Origin of the sequence: Dickeya sp. MK7, from assembly GCF_000406305.1 — a bacterium.
Lineage (GTDB): Bacteria > Pseudomonadota > Gammaproteobacteria > Enterobacterales > Enterobacteriaceae > Dickeya > Dickeya fangzhongdai.
The window spans coordinates 2,297,702-2,318,002 of record NZ_CM001984.1 but is presented as its reverse complement, the minus strand read 5'-3'; the positions used below and the strand labels follow the sequence as shown (position 1 = coordinate 2,318,002).

The following is a 20,301-nucleotide window of genomic DNA, read 5'->3' as shown; positions in this document are numbered from 1 at the left end:
CTGGCGGCCATTCTGCTGCGGAGGATTAGCGTCTTTTACGCTCGCATTGGGGCAATGATTGGTGCAGTGAATATAGTGGAAGTGAGAATATTGTGGCAGTGAATAGTGCAATGCTCAGTGAGCAGGCGCCAAAGGCCGAGCACGGATAAAACCGCTTAGTCCGGCACCACAATAAATGCGTAATAATAATATTGGCCGTTCGATAATCGCCGACCGTGGTATTCGCTAAAAACCCACTGATTGCTCAGTGGGCCGTTTCCCTGGCGTTCAAATTAGCGTTTAGCATTGACATCATGTCATTAGAAGCGGTTATTTTATAGACGTTTTTACAGATCAATTTTTTGAAATTGATCGCTGCCACCGATCGGTTTAACCCGCACCGCCCTACAAATTATTAGCAGCGTTCACCGGTGTTCCCGCTATCGGCATTCAGGGCTGTTTAAGAGCCGGAAAGGGGTCGATGGAATACCGGGCGGAAAAGTCGCTGACTGACAGACGGGTGACAACACCGGTAGTGTTATCGCCCACAAAAACCTGTTGGGCAGACTGACTGCTGATGGCTTTATAAATCAGGGTCGGCACCGATACGCCGTTGCCGATTCTCCTGTTGCCGAATACGGCTCCCGTCACTACCCATACCTCGCCATCCTGCAACGCCAGTTTACGCACCGACGCTTCGATTTTACGCCAGGATACCCGGTTCAGTTTCGGCAACTGCGGCGTCATATTCGACATGGAAAAAGACTCATGCTGCGCCAGAGGATTTGGCATATCCCCCGCTGGCGTCATATGCCCCTGATCGTACCCTGAATACTCATAATCTTCAGTTGCTGAACGCATGGCCTGAGGTATTAATGGCTCAACATGAAATGAGTCGCGCCGGGAAATGCCGTCCGCCGCCTTGACCCGCTCGGCGGTTAAACGTTGTGCGGAAATTAATGGCGCTTTATTCGCATAACTATAAAGCACGACAAATTCAGTGAAACAAATCTCTTCGTCATAATGAATATTGGGTGTTTCATCATTGATAAATTTACCGGGACATAACGACTGACCCGCTATTACCGGTAAATACGCCATCATCAGCATCAATGACAATAATAAATAACGCATCGTTTGTTTTAATGCCATCAGCTCGCTCTCTTACGGAAGTACGGTGAATTCGATTAATCCTGCTGGGCATCAACTTATCGAGCCCATCGCTAACCGACGGCGGCCCAGACTGAATCCGCCGGGAAGCCCCGTTATTATTCCGTTGGCCGTCGAAATAATCGTGTGTGTCCGGTACGTTCCGCGTTCACCAAACCGCAATGTCCACCAACGATGCATGCGATGGCGCATCAGCACCCTGGCAACAGACATCTCACCGCCCATATAATATTCAGACGGCGGATAGAATGTTCACAATCGGAAAGAAAGCAATGTTCATGCATAAAGTAATCATGCCTGATTACAAAACAAGAATTGGCGTGTCGTTACGAAATGACGTTTAACTCGTGGAAAGAGTATGGCTGAGGGAAATACCGAAAATATACCGCATGCGGTGCAATAGCTATAATCGCCGATGCCCCAGAAAAATAGGTGGGAAATACCAGTAAACCGGGCAGCCTGATGCTGCCCGGCCATCATCAGGCTGACGGCGTGACGGATGCCGCCATTTTCTTCAGATCCTGATCAATAAAGAACAGACCGCCTTCCTGAGCATTCACCATGCCCATCTTGTCGAGGATAGACTTGAACAGTTTTTCTTCTTCATGCTGTTCCGCTACGTACCATTGCAGGAAGTTGAAGGTGGAGTAATCCTGCAACGTCATGGCTGCATGAGCCAGCTCATTGATTTTACTGGTGATCAATTGCTCATGTTCATAGGTCAGTTTGAACACATCCTGCAGTGAGTTGAAATCGACCGGCGGTGCGGCGATTGCACCCAGCACGGGCAGGCTGCCGGTATCGTCCAGATAATCGAACAAGCGCTGCATGTGTTCCATTTCTTCACGGGAATGCGATTTCAGGAAAGTCGACGCCCCTTCGAAACCTTTGTCGCCACACCAGGCGCTCATCTGCAGGTATAAATTGGCGGAGTAAAATTCAAGATTAAGCTGCTCATTCAGCTTTTGAATCATTTCTTTTTTTAACATGGCCGTTCCTTATTTTTACTGGCAGGTGACTGATGGATTGGCATTATGCCTGCAAATAATAAAATTTAAAACATTCCATTAACCAATAAGTGAATAATTTCGCTATAAATTCAAAGCATTATCATTTAGCCATGATAATGCTTTTCATTATGGTAAAAATGATCGCAGATTATGATTTGATAATTGTTTTCATTATCAACACTTGCTGTTAGAAAATAGACCTGCGGTATTTATCTCACACGTGCAATACGGCACAGGATATATTTCTCACCCTTGCACGATTCAAACCGGTGATAACGTAGCAAAAAAGCTGACCAGCGCGATGATCAGTACGGATAACGCCAGCTCCACCGTGGTTAGTCGCAGAAAATAGCCATACGCGGCGGTATTTGCCCGCCGAAAACGCGGCACCACCCAATACCGATTGAATAACGCCAGCAGCGCCATAACGGCCACCAGCAGAATTTTCACTGCCAGCAACGCGCCATACAGCCCGGCGGCCGATAATGGCCAGCCGAGAATCAGCCTGGTATTCACCAGCCCGGTCAGGATCGCCAGTGCAACAGCCAGGTGACCATAGCGGGAAAAACGCATCATCGTCAGGATAGCGTCCGTTCGTGTCTGCAACAGCCGCGCATCCTGCAACACAAACAGCAGTGGAAGCAGCCCTCCGACCCAAAACGTCACGGACAGCAAGTGCACGATCTGATTGATGCAATGCAATACGCCGGGCCATCCTTCCAGCATTGCCGCGTGTCCCACCCACCCCATGCCGCATAATTGCAGTATGCCAAGCACCAGCACGCCCGCTTGCCGGCTACGGCTACGGCTACGGCTACGGCTACGGCTACGGCTACGCCAGAAAAACACCACGCAGGCCATCAGCGCCAGCACGGGCTGCCAGAGCCATATTTTCCCGAAGCGGGTGCCCAATACGGCGCGCCAGATGCCGGCATCGCCGATATTACGCCAATCGCCGCTCATCAAGCCGGTTTGCGCCGCCAGTATGGCTACGGCGGTCAATAACGCCGCCACACAGCTGATCGCCATCAGACCGTGCAACTGCGACGCCAGCCGAACCCGATACGTTTGGGGAGCAAGCAGCGTGCTGTAACATGCCGAACCGACCAACAGCATCAGGCTGGAGAAATGTCCGAAGCGCGACAACGCGTAAAGCCATTCCAGCGTCATCGCTTACTTAACGCCGAAGCGATAGCTTCCTTCCGTCTTGTGACCGTCAACCGACAGCACATGCCAGCGAACCTGATAATTGCCGCTGACCAGCGGCTTCTCAAGCGGCACCACCAGAACGTTGCGATGGTCGCTTTCCACCGTCGCTTTGCCCACCGGCACGGTTTGTCCCGCCGACATCAATTCAACACCGCTGAAAGCCGGTTCGATCTCTTCGGAAAAAAGCAGCGACAGAGAAGAAGGCGCTTTTTGCACCGGGGTATCTTTATCCGCTGCCGGCGTCTGGCTTTTGAGGTGCGCATGCGCCAGTGCCGAGTGGGAAATAACCAGACTCCCCATCAACATCGCTACACGCAGGGCCGGAAAAACTTTACGTTTCAACATGATTTCATCCTTTCTGACGATCCCCATTGCGCTCGGGAACCAAGAGTCAGCGGCAAGGATACGAGCCCCCCGTCGCCTTGTCGAGGGACAGGACGGTAACAGAATTTGCCAATTCCACACTTCTGCTTTAATTTTGTGGCGCAACAGAGAGGAGGCAATCATGGGATACAATCTGGCCGAACTTCCTTATGAAGAAATGGAAAAGGTCAATGTGGATCTGGCGGCATCCGGCGTGGCGTTTCGCGAACGCTACAACATGCCGGTGATCCTGGATGAAATCGAGCAGCATCAGCCCGCGCACCTGCGCACCTATTTCCGGGAAAGGGTCAGCTATTACCGGGAGATGTCGCATCAGTTCTCCACCCTGCCTTACGACCCCAACAGTAAATAACGATCCCGTTTTCCAACATGGTTTCGAAGCGGCGCTACCCGGTACGGCCGGGTAGCGCCTGTTTGCCGTCTGATTCCAGTTCTGCCGTCTTGCCTGAACCGGTCGCCTGACGCGGCGCCGTCCGTCAAAAAAACGCTTTTTTCCCCTTGCATCTCTGCGCAAACAGGAGGTTAATAAACAGGCAAACCAACCTTTTACCAAGCGAGGCACAACATGAGTAAAGGAATGGACAGCAAGAAAAACGCCAAGAAAAAACCGCTGAAAACCGCCGCGCAGAAACGGGCGGAAAAGCGGGCTAAACGGGCTCAACCACAGCCTGAAACCAACTGAGTTGCCGCCGTTCTTCCGGTCAATTGAACAGCATCATCGCCAAGGCAACATTTCTGCGATCACCCTCTGCCTCCTGACACCCGGTGATCGCAGTTTCAAACGCTGACCAGTCGCTGTTATTCCCCCGTTTCCCCTGCTCCACCGCCTTGAGAATACCTGGGAAGTTACCTGCCTGACGTACAGACGCTATTCAACGCCGACTAGCGCTCCAGCACCATCAGCAAGAAGGTGAACTCCTGGGCGATATCTTCAAACTGAGCCAGACGGCCGGATTTGCCGCCATGCCCTGACCCCATATCGGTATGCAACAGCAGCAGGTGGTCATCCGTTTTCAGTTCACGCAGTTTCGCGACCCATTTGGCCGGTTCCCAGTACTGAACCTGAGAATCATGCAGACCGGTGGTCACCAGCAGGTGCGGATACGCCTGCGCCGAGACGCTATCATAAGGGCTGTATTGTTTGATGTACTGATAATCCTGCGCATTGTTTGGGTTACCCCACTCGTCGTATTCACCGGTGGTGAGCGGGATGGACTCATCCAGCATGGTAGTAAGCACGTCGACAAACGGCACCTGCGCCACCACGCCACTGAACAACGACGGCGCCAGATTAATCACCGCCCCCATCAGCAACCCGCCCGCGCTGCCGCCCATCGCGAAGGTTTTCGCCGGATCGCCGTAACCGCGCGCCAGCAACGCCTGCGTGACATCAATGAAATCCGTAAAGGTATTCATCTTGTTGAACAGACGCCCCTGGTCGTGCCATTGCTGCCCCAACTCGCCGCCGCCGCGAATATGCGCCAGCGCATACACGAAGCCGCGATCCAGCAAGCTAAGACGACTGCTGCTGAATTCCGGATCCATACTGCTGCCATAAGCGCCGTAGCCATAGACCAGCAGCGGGCTTTGGCTCAGTTCGCAATCTTTGTGATACACCAGCGATACCGGCACCGACTCGCCATCGCGGGCCGTCACCCACAATCGCTCGCTCCGATAATTTCCGGCGTCAAAGTTTTTCACCTCTGATTGCTTGAGCACCACCTGAACGCCGGTCGTCATATCCAGCTCATAGATAGTCATCGGCGTGGTCATGGAGGAATAGCCGTAACGCAGCTGCGTGCTCTCCGGCGTCGGGTTATAGCTCAGCCAGGTCACATAGGCCGGGTCGTTAAAGGCAATCTGCCGAGATTCTTGCGTCTGCCAGTGAATGTAGCGGATGTGAGTCAGCCCGTGCTCGCGCTCTTCGACCACGTACCAGTCGTCAAACAGCGAAAATCCTTCCAGCACCCGCTCCGGACGCGGGGCAATCAAGGCATCCCATGCCGACTCGCTGGCATCGTGGGCGCGGTAGAAACCAAAGGTTTTGCCGTCTTTGTTGGAGCGAACATAAAATGCGTCGCGGAAATGATCGACCACATATTCGTGATCCGGTCGCCGCGGCACAAACACGCGCGGCGTTGCCTGTGGGTCGGCGGCGTCCAGCAACAGAATTTCCGTGCTGGTGGTGCTGTCGAGATAAATCAGGATATAACGCTCGGACGTGGTTTTATCCAGACTAAGATAGAACGCGTCATCCGTTTCTTCGTACACCAGTTCGTCCTGCTGCGGATCCTCGCCCAGACGATGGCGATAAACCTGATAAGGCAGCAAGGTCTGCGGATTTTTACGCACGTAATAGAGAGTGCGGGAGTCCGCCGCCCACTCACTGCCGGCCGAGACATTTTCCAGCCGATCCGTCAGCCACTCGCCGGTGTCGAGGTCGCGAAACGTCACCACATACTGCCGACGGGACAGCAAATCTTCCGCCACGCTCATCAAATGGTTGTCAGGGCTGACGCCCAGCGCGCCCAGACTGTAGAACTCGCTGCCTGCCGCCCGCTGATTACCATCCAGCAATACCTGCCAGGAGTCGCTCCCCGTCTCCTGCTCCGGCTGACGCTGATAGATAGCGTAATCCTTACCGGGTTCATAGCGGCTCTGGTAGCGATAGCCGCGTTTCACGTAAGGCACGGAGACGTCCTCACCGGGGATCCGCGCCACCATTTCCTCGTACAAGGTCTGACGCAGCGCGGCATGGGGCGCCATGATCTGATCGCAATAGCGATTCTCCTCCTGCAGCCAGGCCAGCACATCCGGGTTGTTGCGTTCATCATCTCGCAGCCAGTAGTAATTATCGATGCGGGTATCGCCATGCATCGTCATCACATGCGGGCGTTTTTCGGCTTGCGGCGCTTTCATCCACGTCACTCCTTTCCATTCATTGATCAGGCTCTGCCTTACATCCCGCCTCGCGCTGGCGAGCCAACGGTGGTGAGACGGCAAATGCCCAAAGCCTGTCATGAATCATCGGGGGAATCCAGCTTGTGCCGAGATCTGCATGAATTTTCACTCGCTTTTGCGTACCGGTACGCGAGTAATGCCAAACGCAAACGTTTTCGTTTATACTGCGGCCACGTTCGGGCCCCGGTCTGCCCGGTTTTTACTGCAAGCTCTTTTTTACAACACCATCAGGTATCAGGTTATGTTAACAATGGGAACTGCCCTGCGTCCCGGAGCCACCCGCGTTATGCTGTTAGGCTCCGGCGAGCTGGGAAAAGAAGTGGCGATTGAGTGTCAGCGTCTGGGTATTGAGGTCATCGCGGTCGATCGCTACGCCGATGCCCCGGCCATGCAAGTCGCCCACCGCAGCCACGTCATCAACATGCTGGATGGCGACGCGCTGAAACAACTGGTGGCGCAGGAACGTCCGGATTACATCGTGCCTGAAATCGAAGCTATCGCCACGGATATGCTGGTCGCGCTGGAACGGCAGGGTCAGCGCGTGGTGCCGTGCGCCGAAGCCACCCGTCTGACCATGAACCGCGAAGGCATCCGCCGGCTGGCGGCGGAAACGCTGGGCCTGCCGACGTCCAGTTACCGTTTTGCCGCTGACGAAACCGCGTTCCGCCAGGCTGCCCATGAGCTGGGTTTTCCCTGTATCGTCAAACCGGTGATGAGCTCATCGGGAAAAGGCCAGAGCCTGATCCGGTCGCCGGAACAGCTTGACCACGCCTGGCGCTATGCGCAGGAAGGCGGCCGGGCCGGCGGCGGAAAAGTGATTGTGGAAGGGCTGGTGAAATTCGATTTTGAAATCACGCTGCTGACCATCCATGCGGTTGACGGCCTGCACTTCTGCGAGCCGATCGGCCATCGTCAGGAAGACGGTGATTACCGCGAATCCTGGCAGCCGCAGCAGATGAGCGAGCTGGCGCTGACGCGAGCCAAAGAGATTGCCGGTAACGTGGTGAAAGCACTGGGCGGTTTCGGCCTGTTTGGCGTGGAACTGTTTATTTGCGGCGACGAAGTCATCTTCAGCGAAGTGTCGCCACGCCCGCACGATACCGGCATGGTGACGCTCATTTCGCAGGATCTGTCCGAGTTTGCGCTGCATGTTCGCGCGTTCCTCGGCCTGCCGATCGGCGCGATTCGCCAGTATGGCCCGTCGGCCTCCGCGGTTATCCTGCCGGAACTGACCAGCAGCGATGTACGCTATCAGGGGCTGGAGCAGGCATTGCGGCCGTATACCCAGATTCGCCTGTTCGGCAAGCCGGACATCAGCGGTCGCCGTCGTATGGGCGTTGCGCTGGCGACCGCCGACAGCACGGATGCCGCCGTGCAACTGGCGAAGTCCACCGCGTCAGCCGTTAAGGTAAGCGGCTGACATTACATCAGGATCATGTCTTCACATCAGGCTCATGACTTCGCGTGGGCCTGAATCCTCTCCTCCAGTAATACCAGAGCCAGACGGCAGACTTGTTGTAACGACCGCTGTCGCCAGAACAGGCGCAAGACGGTTTGCCGGCCCGCCGAGTAAGCACAAAAAAGCCCGCTGACGCGGGCTTGCAAGCATTAAGTAGGGAAAACGTCGGTCAGGCTGTCGCGCCGGCAACGGCTTCACGCGCCAACGCCGTGATGCGATCGTAATCGCCGCTTTCCAGCGCATCGGCCGGCACCAGCCAGGAGCCGCCAACGCACAGCACGCTTTTCAGCGCCAGATAGTCGCGGTAATTCTTCAGCGAGATCCCGCCGGTCGGGCAGAAACGGATCTTACCGAACGGACCGGCAATCGCCTGCAGCGCTTTCACCCCGCCGTTAGCTTCCGCCGGGAAGAATTTAAACTCACGCAAACCGTAATCCATCCCCAGCATCAGCTCGGATACGGTGCTGATCCCTGGGATCAACGGAATTGTGCCTTCCGTTGCGGCTTTCAGCAGCGGCTCAGTCAGGCCGGGGCTGATGGCAAACTGCGCACCGGCTGCGGTCACTTCCGCCAGCTGTTGCGGGTTGGTGACCGTACCGGCGCCGACGATCGCGTCCGGCACTTCCTGCGCGATCAGGCGAATCGCCTCTACCGCACAATCGGTACGCAGCGTCAGCTCCAGTACACGCACGCCACCCGCTACCAGGGCTTTCGCCATCGGCACCGCGTGTTCCAGTTTGTTAATCACAATCACAGGAACAACCGGACCGGCTGTCAGAATCTGTTCCGCACTGGTTTTCCAGTTTTTCATCGAGGGTAATCTCCAGTCATGCCCTACGGGCATCGATTAATGATCTGGCGCGCCCCTGCCACAGGGATCCGCAGTTACCCACGGACGTCCGACCGCACCGTCAGCCAAAAAACGCTAACGGCTTCGCCCCGCCTTCCGACGGGGCAAAACCGCTTATTCCACTTCGTTCCAGGAACGTCCATCGCGGGTAATCATGGCGACGGACGCGACCGGCCCCCAGGTCCCTGCCTGATACGGCTTGGGCGAATCATTGTCCATTGCCCAGGCATCCATAATGGAGTCCACCCATTTCCAGGCTTCTTCTACTTCGTCGCGGCGCACGAACAGTGCCTGAATACCGCGCATGGTTTCCAGCAGCAGGCGCTCATAGGCGTCCGCCAGATGCTGCTGGTTAAAGGTTTCCGAGAAGCTCAGGTCAAGCTTGGTGGTCTGCAACCGATGTTTGTGGTCCAGCCCCGGAATCTTGTTCAGAATCTGAATTTCCACCCCTTCGTCCGGCTGCAAACGGATGATCAGCTTGTTCTGCGGCAACTGCTGATAGGAATCGTGGAACAAATTGAGCGCCGGGTTTTTAAAGTAGACCACCACTTCCGAACATTTTGACGGCAGACGCTTACCGGTACGCAGATAAAACGGCACGCCGGACCAGCGCCAGTCGTCGATATCGACGCGAATGGCCACAAAGGTTTCGGTATTGCTGGTCTTATTGGCCCCGTCTTCTTCCAGGTAGCCCGGCACTTTCTTGCCCTGCACGAACCCGCTGGTGTACTGGCCGCGTACCGTCACTTCATGCACATTGGAACGATCGATACGGCGCAGCGAACGCAGCACCTTGACCTTTTCATCACGAATGCGATCGGTGCTCAGATCCGCCGGCGGCGACATGGCGATCATGGTCAGAATCTGCAACAGGTGATTCTGGATCATGTCGCGCATTTGCCCGGCCTGATCGAAATATCCCCAGCGCCCTTCAATACCCACCTCTTCCGCCACGGTAATCTGCACGTGATCGATAGTGCGGTTATCCCAGTTGTTGGCAAACAGGGAATTGGCGAAACGCAGCGCCAGCAGATTCAGCACGGTTTCCTTGCCGAGATAGTGGTCGATGCGGTAGACCTGACATTCGTTGAAAAACTCCGCCACCTGATTGTTGATCACCCGTGACGACGCCAGGTCGGTGCCCAGCGGTTTTTCCATCACCACGCGCGCCGGCTCCTTGTTCAGGCCGGCCTGCCCCAGACCGCGGCAGATAGCGCCGAAGGTGCTCGGCGGCATGGCGAAATAATTGATGGTGGTGCGATTTTGCTGATCGAGCATCGTTCCCAATCGCTTGAACCCTTCGGTGTCTTCCACATCAAGGTTGCAGAAGTCGAGCCGGTTGCTCAGGGTTGTCCACAATGCCGGGTCGAGCGGCTCCTTGAGAAAGGTTTCCAGCGCTTCGCGCACCACTTTGATATAGGCGTCTCGGTCCCACTCCGCCCGTCCCACGCCGATAATGCGGGTTTCCGGATGAATATGGCCTGCTTTTTCCAGTTGATACAGTGAAGGCAGCAATTTACGGCGCGCAAGGTCGCCCTTTGCACCGAAAATAACCAGGTCACACGCCTGGGCTGTTGACGTTACCGCCATTTTCAATCTCCTCATTGCAGGACGCTGTAATTTTATTACATTAATAATGTACTCTTTTTGACACAAACCAGTAAACCCGTAATAAAACCACATTATCGGCTGATTCTGATACTGCAAGGCCTCAGAACCTATTGTGCCGATGGAGAAAACGAGTCTGGCATCTGCCTAAAAGAGAAATTTTCCATCGTTTCTGACAGCCAGTTACTGTTCTGAAAGTTAGACACAGGTCATATTCTGACAAAAAAAGCCGATGACTTGTTGTGCCGACCTCTGCCAACCGTTACGGGCTCGTAGTATATTTCACAAAATCCGCATCGGTTTCACCTTTGGCTGAAATCCAAAATACCATAGATGGTCGTTGTCATATGAATATGCTGGAAAAAATCCAGGGTCATCTGGAGCTGTTGAGCAAATCGGAACGAAAAGTGGCGGAGGTCATTCTCGCGTCGCCTCAGACAGCCATCCACTCCAGTATCGCCACCCTCGCCGGCATGGCCGAGGTCAGCGAACCCACGGTCAACCGCTTCTGCCGCCGGCTGGATACCAAAGGCTTTCCCGATTTTAAACTGCATCTGGCGCAGAGTCTGGCCAACGGCACGCCTTATGTGAACCGCAACGTGGAAGAAGACGATTCGGTGGAGTCTTACACCAGCAAAATCTTCGAGTCCACCATGGCCGGGCTGGAACATGTGAAATCCTGCCTGGACATTCAGGCTATCAACCGGGCGGTGGATTTGCTCACCCAGGCGCGCAAGATTTCCTTCTTCGGCTTCGGTGCCTCGGCGGCGGTGGCCCACGATGCGATGAACAAATTTTTCCGCTTCAATATTCCGGTGGTTTACTTTGATGATTTGGTCATGCAGCGCATGAGCTGCATGAATTCCGGCGAAGGCGACGTGGTGGTGCTGATTTCGCACACCGGGCGTACCAAAAGTCTGGTGGATATGGCGCGGCTGGCGCGGGAAAACGACGCCACCGTTATCGCCATTACGTCGGACGGCTCCCCTCTTTCGCGGGAAGCTTCGCTTACGTTGCGGGTCGAGGTGCCGGAAGACACCGATGTTTACATGCCGATGGTATCGCGCATCGCCCAGCTAACGCTGATTGATGTGTTAGCCACCGGTTTTACCCTGCGGCGCGGCGCAAAATTCCGCGATAACTTGAAGCGGGTCAAGGAAGCGTTACGCGAATCGAGATTTGATAAGGAAGAACGATTCAGCAACCCGTTTAACTAATTATGTTATAACATCGGGTGACAAGGGGTGATGCCCAACGGGAAGAAATCCTGTCACTCAATCATAATTACAGGCACGGCATCCGGACAGTGCAGAGCGGCAGAGACGGCACCCATGTTATGTCCTCTCCTGACGGCGTTACCACATTACAACAAGCTTCACCAGTCAACGGAGTTATACATGTCCAGACGGCTCAGAAGAACCAAAATCGTTACCACGCTGGGGCCGGCTACAGACCGCGACAATAATCTGGAAAAGATCATTGCCGCAGGCGCAAACGTAGTCCGCCTGAACTTTTCTCACGGCTCGCCGGAAGATCATCTTTTGCGCGCCAATAAAGTTCGCGAAATTGCGGCTAAACTTGGCCGTCATGTTGCTATTCTGGGCGACCTCCAGGGCCCCAAAATCCGTGTATCCACCTTCAAGGAAGGGAAAATTTTCCTCAACGTGGGTGACAAGTTCCTGCTGGACGCCAACCTTGGCAAAGGCGAAGGCGATAAAGAAAGAGTCGGTATCGACTACAAAGGGCTGCCCAGCGATGTGGTTCCCGGCGACATCCTGCTGCTGGACGATGGCCGTGTGCAGTTGAAAGTTCTGGCCGTGGACGACATGAAAGTGTTCACCGAAGTCACCGTCGGCGGCCCGTTGTCCAACAACAAAGGCATCAACAAACTGGGTGGCGGTCTGTCCGCCGAAGCGCTGACTGAAAAAGACAAGGCCGACATCATTACCGCGGCCAAAATCGGCGTGGATTTTCTGGCGGTGTCATTCCCACGTACCGGTGAAGACCTGCATTATGCCCGCCGTCTGGCGCGCGAAGCCGGCAGCAACGCCAAAATCGTCTCCAAAGTGGAACGTGCAGAAGCGGTGTCAACCGACGAAGCTATGGACGACATCATTCTTGCCTCCGATATCGTGATGGTCGCTCGTGGCGATCTGGGCGTGGAAATCGGCGACCCGGAACTGGTTGGTATCCAGAAAAAACTGATTCGCCGCGCTCGTCAGTTGAACCGTGCGGTGATTACCGCTACGCAGATGATGGAGTCGATGATCACCAACCCGATGCCGACCCGCGCCGAAGTGATGGACGTCGCCAACGCCGTGCTGGACGGTACCGATGCGGTGATGCTCTCGGCGGAAACCGCTGCCGGTCAATACCCGGCGGAAACCGTCGCGGCCATGGCGAAAGTGTGTCTGGGTGCGGAAAAGATCCCCAGCATCAACGTATCCAAACACCGCCTTGATGTGCAGTTCGACAACGTGGAAGAGTCGATCGCCATGTCCGCCATGTACGCGGCCAACCACCTCAACGGCGTTACCGCGATTATCGCCATGACCGAATCAGGCCGCACCGCACTGATGATGTCCCGTATCAGTTCCGGCCTGCCGATTTTCGCCATGTCTCGTCACGAGCATACGCTGAACCTGACCGCGCTTTATCGTGGCGTCACTCCGGTGCAGTTCACCAGCTACACTGACGGCGTAGCTGCGGCTAACGACGCCGTGCTTCTGCTGCGCGACAAAGGTTTCCTGATGTCCGGCGACCTGGTTATCGTGACCCAGGGGGACGTGATGGGAACGGTCGGCACCACCAATACGGTGCGTGTACTGCGGGTGGAATAATCGCGTAGCAATCGCGATACCACAACGTTCGACGAACGTTTATTCAGCTAAAAAGCGGGGCGCAATTATCGCCCCGCTTTGTTTTTGTTATCACACATCGTGTTCCGGCGGCTGAATCCCCGACCTGCCGCGAATCATCCGCCTATTGGCTATCCAGCCCACCAGACAGATTAGCCCTGCTGGAACTGGACTTGCCGTCGCTATAATAAACGTCATAACCGCCGGAGAGATTGGCACGGCTGGAACTGGCGTTACCATCGCTGTAACGGGTATCCAGCCCGCCCGACAGATTCGCGCGGCTGGTGCTGTGGGTGCCGTCACTAAAGTGGGTGTCATAACCGCCAGACAGGTTGGCCCGGCTGGTGCTGGTGCGCCCATCGCTGTAGCGGGTATCGAATCCGCCCGATAAATTGGCGCGGCTGGTGGATGTCGAACCATCGTTATAACTGCAGTCCTGACCACCGGACAGATTGGCTCGGCAGCTGTCAGCCTGGGAAAAAGGAATGTGTGCAGTCAGTAACGCAAGACATAAAAGTGATTTATTCATAAAACTCAACCTTTCTCCAAAAGGAATAAGTCATATTTCCCGGTCAGGAATAACGCTTTGGTTATTTTGCAATAACTCATGTTGTTATTTCCTGACCGGGTCAATTATTGCCATCTGCGCGAATGCTACTATTCCTTTTATTATCGCGCGATGTTCATCTTATTGTACGTTGACTGGCGGACGGTTTTCCTGGGTATCGCTACTATTGCTTTTCGTGTCGTCCGTTTTTTCCCCGGTGCTGGCTTTGGTTTTTCCCTTGGTGTTGGCGCTGTCGGCGTGGTGCTTTTTCACCGCCTTCTTCGCTGCTTTCTCTTCACCTTTCACGTGAGTTTCAGCGGCGACTTTTTCAGTCTTCGCCACGTTATCTCCGTCGACATTCGCTTTCACCGCTGAAACGTCACGTTCAGCCTTGGTTGCAGCGTCAGTGTTGGCTTTATCCACCGCCTTGCCCAGCGCAGATTCGGCGGATGCCGGTACTGTGCTGGTTGCCGTGGCGTCAGTTGCGCTTTTTCCCACCGTGGTGGTCGCTGCGTTGGCAGTTGCATAAGTTGTTGCCAGTAAAACGCCTAAAAACAGTGGTTTCAGATTCATGATATAAATCCTTTAGCAGAGATTCTTTTATTAGCCTGGATTAAATAGGCGGATAAATTATCCCGCAATATTTACAGTGGCTAACGGTTGAAGTCATGTATGCAGTGACCTCGGGGGTTATTAAATCAAAAACAATAACAAAAAGAATATGGAATACTCCGAGAAAAGATCAGGGGTAAACAACGCTATTTTTAAAGTTTTTTATAAGTTCCGGTGCGGATAAAATGAAATAAGATTTAACTGTTACAGATTATGTATTTCCGACAATGAATTCATCGTGTTTAAATAAATAACGGATTGATTATTCAATACATAAATTCTGCGACAGGCTGGGCAGGCCATGAATAACGCTTATGTCTATACCGCAGCGGACACAGATAAAAAAAGCGGAGCCCCAGCTCCGCCTTTGTCGTTGTACTGTTGTGACCGCCTACGGTTTACTACTTTTTGCGCGGGTACAGATCCTTACGCAAATAGGGCTCGGTTTCCCCCGGTTTACGGGTTTTCAACAGCTTCAAAATCCAGGTGTACTGTTCCGGGTTAGGCGTGACCAGATGCTCAACCTCTTCATTCATGCGGCGGGCAATCGTGTGATCGTCAGCGCCATTAATATCGCTCATCGGCGGGCGAATATAGACATTTAGCTGAGAGGTTTTGCCATCATACACCGGAAACAGCGGCACGATTTCAGCACGGCATACCTTCATCAGCCGGCCGACAGCGGGCAAGGTGGCTTTATACGTCGCAAAAAAATCGACGAACTCGCTGTGCTCGGCGCCATGATCCTGATCCGGCAGATAGTAGCCCCAATAGCCTTCACGCACTGAGCTGATAAAAGGTTTAATGCCATCGTTACGGGTATGCAGACGGCCACCAAAACGGCGACGCAGGGTATTCCAAAGATAATCCTGCAACGGGTTTTTCTGATTGTGCATCATGGCGGCCATTTTCTGGCCGCGCAGGCTCATCAGCATGGCGGGAACATCCACCGCCCAGCCGTGGGGCACCATGAAAATAATGTTGCGCTGCTGCTCCCGCAACGCATCGACAATCTCCATGCCATGCCAGCGAACACGACGTTCAGCCCGGCTGGCTGGCAATATCGCCAGTTCCACCATCATCAGCATCGCCTGCGGCGCAGTCGCAAACATCTGATCGATGATATGCTCGCGTTCGGCTTCCGACAGTTGCGGCATACACAACAGCAAATTAATGCGGGCACGCCGTCTCGCGCCTGTGGAAAACCGCCCTACCAGTCGCCCTAACGCGCCCAGTACCGGGTCACGCAAGCGGGCTGGAATGCAGACGAGCAACGCTGTCACCCCCACAACCAGCCAGAGCGCCCAGTAGCGCGGATGAAAGAAGGCAGACGTAAACTGCGGGATAAACTCGGCGTTGGTTTTCTTCTCTTTTTTCTCTTGTTCCATGCAACCACTCTTCATCACAAAATCGGGTTAATGATAATCGCTGCCCGACGTTTTGCAATTGAACACGCACTGGTCTGATATTGCCCGTGCGACATAAAAAAACAGCCGGCAGCGCAAACTGCCGGCTGTCACTTATCCGCAACGGCTATTAGTCCAGTTGCAGTTGAGGTAATACTTCGCGCACGTGCGCCAGATAATCGCGACGCTCTTTGCCCATCAGCCCTTCAGAGCGCGGCAGTTTCGCCGTGAGCGGATTGACGGCTTGCTGGTTAACCCACAGTTCATAATGCAGGTGCGGGCCGGTGGAGCGCCCGGTATTGCCGGACAGACCAATACGATCGCCACGTTTGATCTTCTGCCCCGGTTTAACCAGCAAACGGTTCATGTGCATGTAACGGGTGGTGTATTGCCGCCCGTGGCGCACAGCCACAAAGTTGCCGGCTTCACTGTCCCGTTCAGCCACCACGACCTCGCCATCACCGACGGCCAGTACCGGCGTCCCCACCGGCATGGAAAAATCAACGCCACGGTGCGGCGCGATACGACCGGTTACCGGATTAAGACGGCGCGGGTTGAAGTTGGAGGATACCTTGAATTGCTTCATGGTTGGAAAACGCAGGAAGCCGCGGGTCAGGCCGGAAGCTTCGCGGTCATAAAATTTGCCGTCTTCAGCGCGGAACGCGTAGTAGTTTTTCCCGCCGGTACGCAACCGTACGCCCTGCAGCTCGCTCTGCTCGCTACGGCCATCCAGTATTTCACGGGAAATCAGCACGGCAAAACTGTCATCTTTACGCAGTTTGCGGAAATCCAGCTGCCATTGCAGCGCACGAATCACTTCCCGCACTTCGCTGCTGGTCAACCCGGCAGCCTGCGCGCTACTGGCGAAACTGCCGTCCAGACGACCGACCAGCACTTTGTTCTGCCAGTCCCCTTCCACGTTCTCGATTTCTTCACGGAACGCATCGCCGCTACGGGTGTAAGTACGAGTTTCACGGCGAGATACCTGCCAGGTCAGGGTTTGCAGCGCGCCGTCGCTATCCAGCGTCCAGGTCAGTTGCTGGCCGATCTTCAGATTCCGCAACGCTGCATTACGATCCGCCAGCGCAGCGATATCCGACATATCAATACCGTATTGCGTCAGAATACTGCTCAGCGTATCGCCGGTAGACACCACATACTCATGGGTGTCGTCGGCGTCTTTATCGTCGAGTTCGTCTTTGATAATGCCGTTGGTGGTGGATGGCTGATCCAACGGTTCGCTGTTGGCTTCGGTAACATCCGCCGTCGGCGCCGAACCTGCGATCTGCGAAGTCGCTACCGGCGGCAACGGATTGCTGTCCAGGGGTTCACTGGCGGGAGGATTCAGAGCCTGGCTCTGAGTCTGGGTTTGATTTCTTTCGCTTTCCGCGTCTTTTACGATAACAGGTGCGTCATTGACCGGGGGATATGTCATCGGCCGCCAGACCGCGGCGGCCAGTGTGACGACAGTCAGTGACCCCAGCATCACGCGGTGAGGCCGGGGCAGGCTGTTATACGCCAGAGCGATAGTTCGGACTATCTGCTGCACTTGTTCCTATCCTCATTATTTTTCCTTCAGGCAGCTCAAATACTGTTCGGACAGTTGCAACAGGAACCGCGCATAGCTGTCCTTATCCAGTGCAATGTCACTTCCCAACGGGTCCAGCACGCCGATGCGCACGTCAGTTCCCTTGGCGACAGCATGTATGACCGCTGGCCTGAATTGTGGTTCAGCAAAAACGCAAACCGCTTTATGCTCAACCAACTGTGTTCGTATCTGGTTTAAGCGCTGTGCGCCGGGCGCAATAGCCGGGTTGATGGTGAAATGCCCCAGCGGGGTCAACCCATAATGCTGTTCAAAGTAGCCGTAGGCATCGTGAAACACGAAGTAACCCTTGCTACGCACAGGCGTCAGCATATTAACAACATTTTTATCTGTCTGCGCAAGTTTCTCAGTGAATTTACGCAGATTTGCATCCAGTTTGTCTTTATTCTGCGGCATGAGTTCCAACAATTTTGCATGAATTGCGACGGCAGATGCCTGCGCCATCTCCGGCGACAGCCAGATATGCATATTGAACTCACCGTGATGATGCCCGTCATCATCGCTATCCTGATGATTTTCAGGCTCATTGCCGTGATCATGCCGGTTGTCGGCATGGCTGTCATGATCGGAGTCATGATGCGCACCGTTTTCCGCCGCTGCATGCTCAGGATGTGACTCCTGTAACAATAGCGATTTAACGGCCGGCTGCAGCCCCAATGCGATTTGGCGCTCCGCCGGCAGCGGTTGCAACGCCTTGGGCAGAAACGCTTCCATTTCCGGCCCCACCCAAATCACCAGTTCTGCCGATTTAAGACGCTGTACATCGGACGGGCGTAGTGCATAATCATGCGGCGATGCGCCATCCGGCAACAGCACTTCCGTGGGCGTAACACCATCAGCGATCGCCGCAGCAATAAACGCCAGCGGGCGAATCGAGGTAACCACGGCGGCAGAGGCAACCGGCGTGGCAGACAAGGAAGCCAGTAATGTACCGGCCGCAAGTACGGTGTTTAGCCATTTATAGTGAGTAACTCGCAACATACCCAATCATCCGTCGATTTATCAATAAAAACGCGTTATATTATAACGTCACACACCCTCTGCAAACAGAATTCTATGTCAACGCTGGTTTCACTGGAAAATATTGGCGTGCAGTTTGGCAACAAACCTGTACTCAATGATATTTCTCTCACATTGCAGGCTGGTCGTATTCTGACGCTGCTCGGGCCTAATGGCGCGGGGAAATCCACGCTGGTCCGGGTGGTGCTGGGATTACAAGCTCCAACCCGCGGTACGCTGACCCGGGCGGCGAATCTCCGCATCGGCTACGTACCGCAAAAGCTGCATCTGGACCCAACTTTGCCCCTGACCGTCAAACGCTTTATGCTGTTGCGCCCCGGAGTCAATAAGCAGGACATCATGCCGGCCTTGAAGCGCGTGCAGGCGGGTCATCTGCTTGAACAGCCAATGCAAAAGCTCTCCGGCGGCGAAACCCAGCGCGTTCTGCTGGCGCGTGCTATTCTCGCCCGCCCACAGTTGCTGGTGCTGGATGAGCCCACCCAGGGGGTGGACGTCAACGGTCAGTTGGCGCTGTACGAGTTGATCAACCAGCTACGACAGGAATATCAATGCGGTGTGCTGATGGTTTCCCACGACCTGCATCTGGTGATGGCAAAAACCGATGAGGTTCTGTGTCTCAATCAGCATATTTGCTGTTCCGGTACCCCCGAGGTGGTGTCGCTGCACCCGGAATTTCTGGCTATGTTCGGTCACCGCGGCGCCGGACAACTGGCGATTTACCGCCACCATCACAATCACCGTCACGATCTGAACGGAAAAATCATTTTAAAGCGACAGGATGGTAATCACGCATGATTGAGTTGTTGTTGCCCGGCTGGCTGGCAGGGGTGTGTCTGGCGGTGGCGGCAGGGCCGCTCGGTTCCTTCGTGGTGTGGCGCCGCATGTCCTATTTTGGCGATACCCTCGCCCATGCCTCATTGCTTGGCGTTGCGCTGGGTTTGTTGCTGGACATCAACCTGTTCTATGCGGTGATTGCGATCACTCTGCTGCTGGCCGTGGGGCTGGTCTGGCTGGAACGCCGTCCCGGACTGGCGATCGATACCCTGCTCGGCATCATGGCGCACAGCGCGCTGTCGTTGGGTCTGGTGGTGGTCAGCCTGATGAACAATGTCCGTGTCGATTTGATGGCTTACCTGTTTGGCGACCTGCTTGCGGTCACCAGCGAAGACTTATGGCTGATCGGCCCCGGCGTGTTGCTGGTGCTCGGCGTGCTGGGGTGGCAATGGCGCGCCCTACTCTCCATGACCGTCAGCCCGGAACTGGCGCACGTCGACGGCGTTGCCATCGCCCGTACCAAGCTGGTGTTAATGCTAGTCACCGCCCTGACCATCGGTCTGGCGATGAAGTTTGTCGGCGCGCTGATCATCACCTCGCTGCTGATTATTCCAGCCGCTACCGCACGCCGATTTGCCCGCACGCCGGAGCAAATGGCCGTTTGCGCGATGGGCGTCGGCATTCTGGCCGTCACCGGCGGACTGGCTTTCTCGGCCGGCGCCAATACGCCTGCCGGTCCTTCCGTGGTGCTATGCGCTTCGCTGCTGTTTATGTTTAGCCTGCTGAAAAAACAGGCCGCCTGACGCCGCCCGTACTGCCCTTTATAGTGAAGAGGCAAGTCAGTCTGT

At 54.9% G+C, this 20,301-nt stretch carries 18 protein-coding genes; 6 read left to right on the top strand and 12 right to left on the bottom strand.

From position 1 onward, the window contains the following. Positions 1 to 429 precede the first annotated feature (429 nt). The 4 genes from DXXMK7_RS10075 to copC form a co-directional block, all read right to left on the bottom strand. The gene (locus DXXMK7_RS10075) at positions 430 to 1,089 is read right to left on the bottom strand and encodes a DNA/RNA non-specific endonuclease (RefSeq protein ID WP_238555987.1); all 660 of its coding nucleotides are present in this window, start codon (positions 1,087 to 1,089) and stop codon (positions 430 to 432) included. A gap of 539 nt (positions 1,090 to 1,628) precedes the next feature. Further along, positions 1,629 to 2,138: a non-heme ferritin gene (gene ftnA, locus DXXMK7_RS10070; RefSeq protein ID WP_038658962.1), complete on the bottom strand. Its 510-nt coding sequence runs from the start codon at positions 2,136 to 2,138 to the stop codon at positions 1,629 to 1,631. Between the two features lie 282 nt (positions 2,139 to 2,420). Beyond that, the gene (gene copD, locus DXXMK7_RS10065) at positions 2,421 to 3,329 is read right to left on the bottom strand and encodes a copper homeostasis membrane protein CopD (protein WP_038918964.1); all 909 of its coding nucleotides are present in this window, start codon (positions 3,327 to 3,329) and stop codon (positions 2,421 to 2,423) included. 3 nt (positions 3,330 to 3,332) lie between these two features. Next, a complete protein-coding gene (copC, locus tag DXXMK7_RS10060; protein WP_082170933.1) occupies positions 3,333 to 3,713 on the bottom strand; it encodes a copper homeostasis periplasmic binding protein CopC in 381 nt (126 codons plus the stop codon). Between the two features lie 160 nt (positions 3,714 to 3,873). Here copC and DXXMK7_RS10055 point away from each other — a divergent pair, with 160 nt between their 5' ends. After that, positions 3,874 to 4,104 (top strand): DNA polymerase III subunit theta, encoded by a 231-nt coding sequence (locus DXXMK7_RS10055; RefSeq protein ID WP_038658972.1) that lies wholly within the window; start codon positions 3,874 to 3,876, stop codon positions 4,102 to 4,104. A 530-nt stretch (positions 4,105 to 4,634) separates the two neighbouring features. On the opposite strand, the gene DXXMK7_RS10050 is transcribed toward DXXMK7_RS10055, so the two are convergent. Further along, positions 4,635 to 6,671, bottom strand: coding sequence for a S9 family peptidase (locus DXXMK7_RS10050; RefSeq protein ID WP_038918961.1), 2,037 nt, complete (start codon positions 6,669 to 6,671; stop codon positions 4,635 to 4,637). Positions 6,672 to 6,954: 283 nt separating this feature from the next. Here DXXMK7_RS10050 and purT point away from each other — a divergent pair, with 283 nt between their 5' ends. Next, positions 6,955 to 8,133, top strand: coding sequence for a formate-dependent phosphoribosylglycinamide formyltransferase (purT, locus tag DXXMK7_RS10045; RefSeq protein WP_038918960.1), 1,179 nt, complete (start codon positions 6,955 to 6,957; stop codon positions 8,131 to 8,133). Between the two features lie 208 nt (positions 8,134 to 8,341). Here purT and DXXMK7_RS10040 read toward each other — a convergent pair whose 3' ends face one another. Both DXXMK7_RS10040 and zwf read right to left on the bottom strand, forming a co-directional pair. After that, the gene (locus tag DXXMK7_RS10040; protein WP_012884856.1) at positions 8,342 to 8,983 is read right to left on the bottom strand and encodes a bifunctional 4-hydroxy-2-oxoglutarate aldolase/2-dehydro-3-deoxy-phosphogluconate aldolase; all 642 of its coding nucleotides are present in this window, start codon (positions 8,981 to 8,983) and stop codon (positions 8,342 to 8,344) included. Between the two features lie 153 nt (positions 8,984 to 9,136). Then, complete coding sequence (gene zwf, locus DXXMK7_RS10035) at positions 9,137 to 10,612, bottom strand: glucose-6-phosphate dehydrogenase (protein ID WP_038918959.1); 1,476 nt, start codon at positions 10,610 to 10,612, stop codon at positions 9,137 to 9,139. 365 nt (positions 10,613 to 10,977) lie between these two features. Here zwf and DXXMK7_RS10030 point away from each other — a divergent pair, with 365 nt between their 5' ends. Together DXXMK7_RS10030 and pyk are read left to right on the top strand one after the other, a co-directional pair. Then, the gene (locus DXXMK7_RS10030) at positions 10,978 to 11,847 is read left to right on the top strand and encodes a MurR/RpiR family transcriptional regulator (RefSeq protein ID WP_013317811.1); all 870 of its coding nucleotides are present in this window, start codon (positions 10,978 to 10,980) and stop codon (positions 11,845 to 11,847) included. Between the two features lie 180 nt (positions 11,848 to 12,027). Beyond that, positions 12,028 to 13,470, top strand: a complete 1,443-nt coding sequence (gene pyk / locus DXXMK7_RS10025; protein WP_038918958.1) for a pyruvate kinase — start codon at positions 12,028 to 12,030, stop codon at positions 13,468 to 13,470. A 142-nt stretch (positions 13,471 to 13,612) separates the two neighbouring features. On the opposite strand, the gene DXXMK7_RS10020 is transcribed toward pyk, so the two are convergent. From DXXMK7_RS10020 to znuA, 5 genes are all read right to left on the bottom strand, one after another. Next, entirely contained in the window at positions 13,613 to 14,017 is a 405-nt protein-coding gene (locus DXXMK7_RS10020) for a hypothetical protein (protein ID WP_038918957.1), read from the bottom strand. Between the two features lie 159 nt (positions 14,018 to 14,176). Beyond that, complete coding sequence (locus DXXMK7_RS10015; RefSeq protein ID WP_038918956.1) at positions 14,177 to 14,608, bottom strand: hypothetical protein; 432 nt, start codon at positions 14,606 to 14,608, stop codon at positions 14,177 to 14,179. Positions 14,609 to 15,048: 440 nt separating this feature from the next. Then, positions 15,049 to 16,035, bottom strand: a complete 987-nt coding sequence (gene lpxM, locus DXXMK7_RS10010) for a lauroyl-Kdo(2)-lipid IV(A) myristoyltransferase (RefSeq protein WP_038918955.1) — start codon at positions 16,033 to 16,035, stop codon at positions 15,049 to 15,051. A gap of 148 nt (positions 16,036 to 16,183) precedes the next feature. Then, entirely contained in the window at positions 16,184 to 17,602 is a 1,419-nt protein-coding gene (mepM, locus tag DXXMK7_RS10005) for a murein DD-endopeptidase MepM (protein WP_038918954.1), read from the bottom strand. 15 nt (positions 17,603 to 17,617) lie between these two features. Further along, positions 17,618 to 18,640 (bottom strand): zinc ABC transporter substrate-binding protein ZnuA, encoded by a 1,023-nt coding sequence (znuA, locus tag DXXMK7_RS10000; protein ID WP_038918953.1) that lies wholly within the window; start codon positions 18,638 to 18,640, stop codon positions 17,618 to 17,620. A 75-nt stretch (positions 18,641 to 18,715) separates the two neighbouring features. On the opposite strand from znuA, the gene znuC reads away from it, so the two are divergent. Both znuC and znuB read left to right on the top strand, forming a co-directional pair. Continuing rightward, a complete protein-coding gene (gene znuC / locus DXXMK7_RS09995) occupies positions 18,716 to 19,474 on the top strand; it encodes a zinc ABC transporter ATP-binding protein ZnuC (protein WP_038918951.1) in 759 nt (252 codons plus the stop codon). Next, entirely contained in the window at positions 19,471 to 20,256 is a 786-nt protein-coding gene (gene znuB / locus DXXMK7_RS09990; protein ID WP_038918950.1) for a zinc ABC transporter permease subunit ZnuB, read from the top strand. The genes znuC and znuB overlap by 4 nt, the downstream gene beginning before the upstream one ends. Positions 20,257 to 20,301 lie beyond the last annotated feature (45 nt).

Coding starts and splice junctions, on each gene's coding strand:
- DXXMK7_RS10075 (WP_238555987.1), bottom strand. CDS start 1,089: ATGCTGATGATGGCGTATTTACCGGTAATAGCGGGTCAGTCGTTATGT.
- zwf (WP_038918959.1), bottom strand. CDS start 10,612: ATGGCGGTAACGTCAACAGCCCAGGCGTGTGACCTGGTTATTTTCGGT.
- znuB (WP_038918950.1), top strand. CDS start 19,471: ATGATTGAGTTGTTGTTGCCCGGCTGGCTGGCAGGGGTGTGTCTGGCG.
- DXXMK7_RS10015 (WP_038918956.1), bottom strand. CDS start 14,608: ATGAATCTGAAACCACTGTTTTTAGGCGTTTTACTGGCAACAACTTAT.
- copD (WP_038918964.1), bottom strand. CDS start 3,329: ATGACGCTGGAATGGCTTTACGCGTTGTCGCGCTTCGGACATTTCTCC.
- copC (WP_082170933.1), bottom strand. CDS start 3,713: ATGTTGAAACGTAAAGTTTTTCCGGCCCTGCGTGTAGCGATGTTGATG.
- DXXMK7_RS10050 (WP_038918961.1), bottom strand. CDS start 6,671: ATGAAAGCGCCGCAAGCCGAAAAACGCCCGCATGTGATGACGATGCAT.
- DXXMK7_RS10020 (WP_038918957.1), bottom strand. CDS start 14,017: ATGAATAAATCACTTTTATGTCTTGCGTTACTGACTGCACACATTCCT.
- pyk (WP_038918958.1), top strand. CDS start 12,028: ATGTCCAGACGGCTCAGAAGAACCAAAATCGTTACCACGCTGGGGCCG.
- DXXMK7_RS10030 (WP_013317811.1), top strand. CDS start 10,978: ATGAATATGCTGGAAAAAATCCAGGGTCATCTGGAGCTGTTGAGCAAA.
- znuC (WP_038918951.1), top strand. CDS start 18,716: ATGTCAACGCTGGTTTCACTGGAAAATATTGGCGTGCAGTTTGGCAAC.
- DXXMK7_RS10040 (WP_012884856.1), bottom strand. CDS start 8,983: ATGAAAAACTGGAAAACCAGTGCGGAACAGATTCTGACAGCCGGTCCG.
- ftnA (WP_038658962.1), bottom strand. CDS start 2,138: ATGTTAAAAAAAGAAATGATTCAAAAGCTGAATGAGCAGCTTAATCTT.
- DXXMK7_RS10055 (WP_038658972.1), top strand. CDS start 3,874: ATGGGATACAATCTGGCCGAACTTCCTTATGAAGAAATGGAAAAGGTC.
- znuA (WP_038918953.1), bottom strand. CDS start 18,640: ATGTTGCGAGTTACTCACTATAAATGGCTAAACACCGTACTTGCGGCC.
- lpxM (WP_038918955.1), bottom strand. CDS start 16,035: ATGGAACAAGAGAAAAAAGAGAAGAAAACCAACGCCGAGTTTATCCCG.
- purT (WP_038918960.1), top strand. CDS start 6,955: ATGTTAACAATGGGAACTGCCCTGCGTCCCGGAGCCACCCGCGTTATG.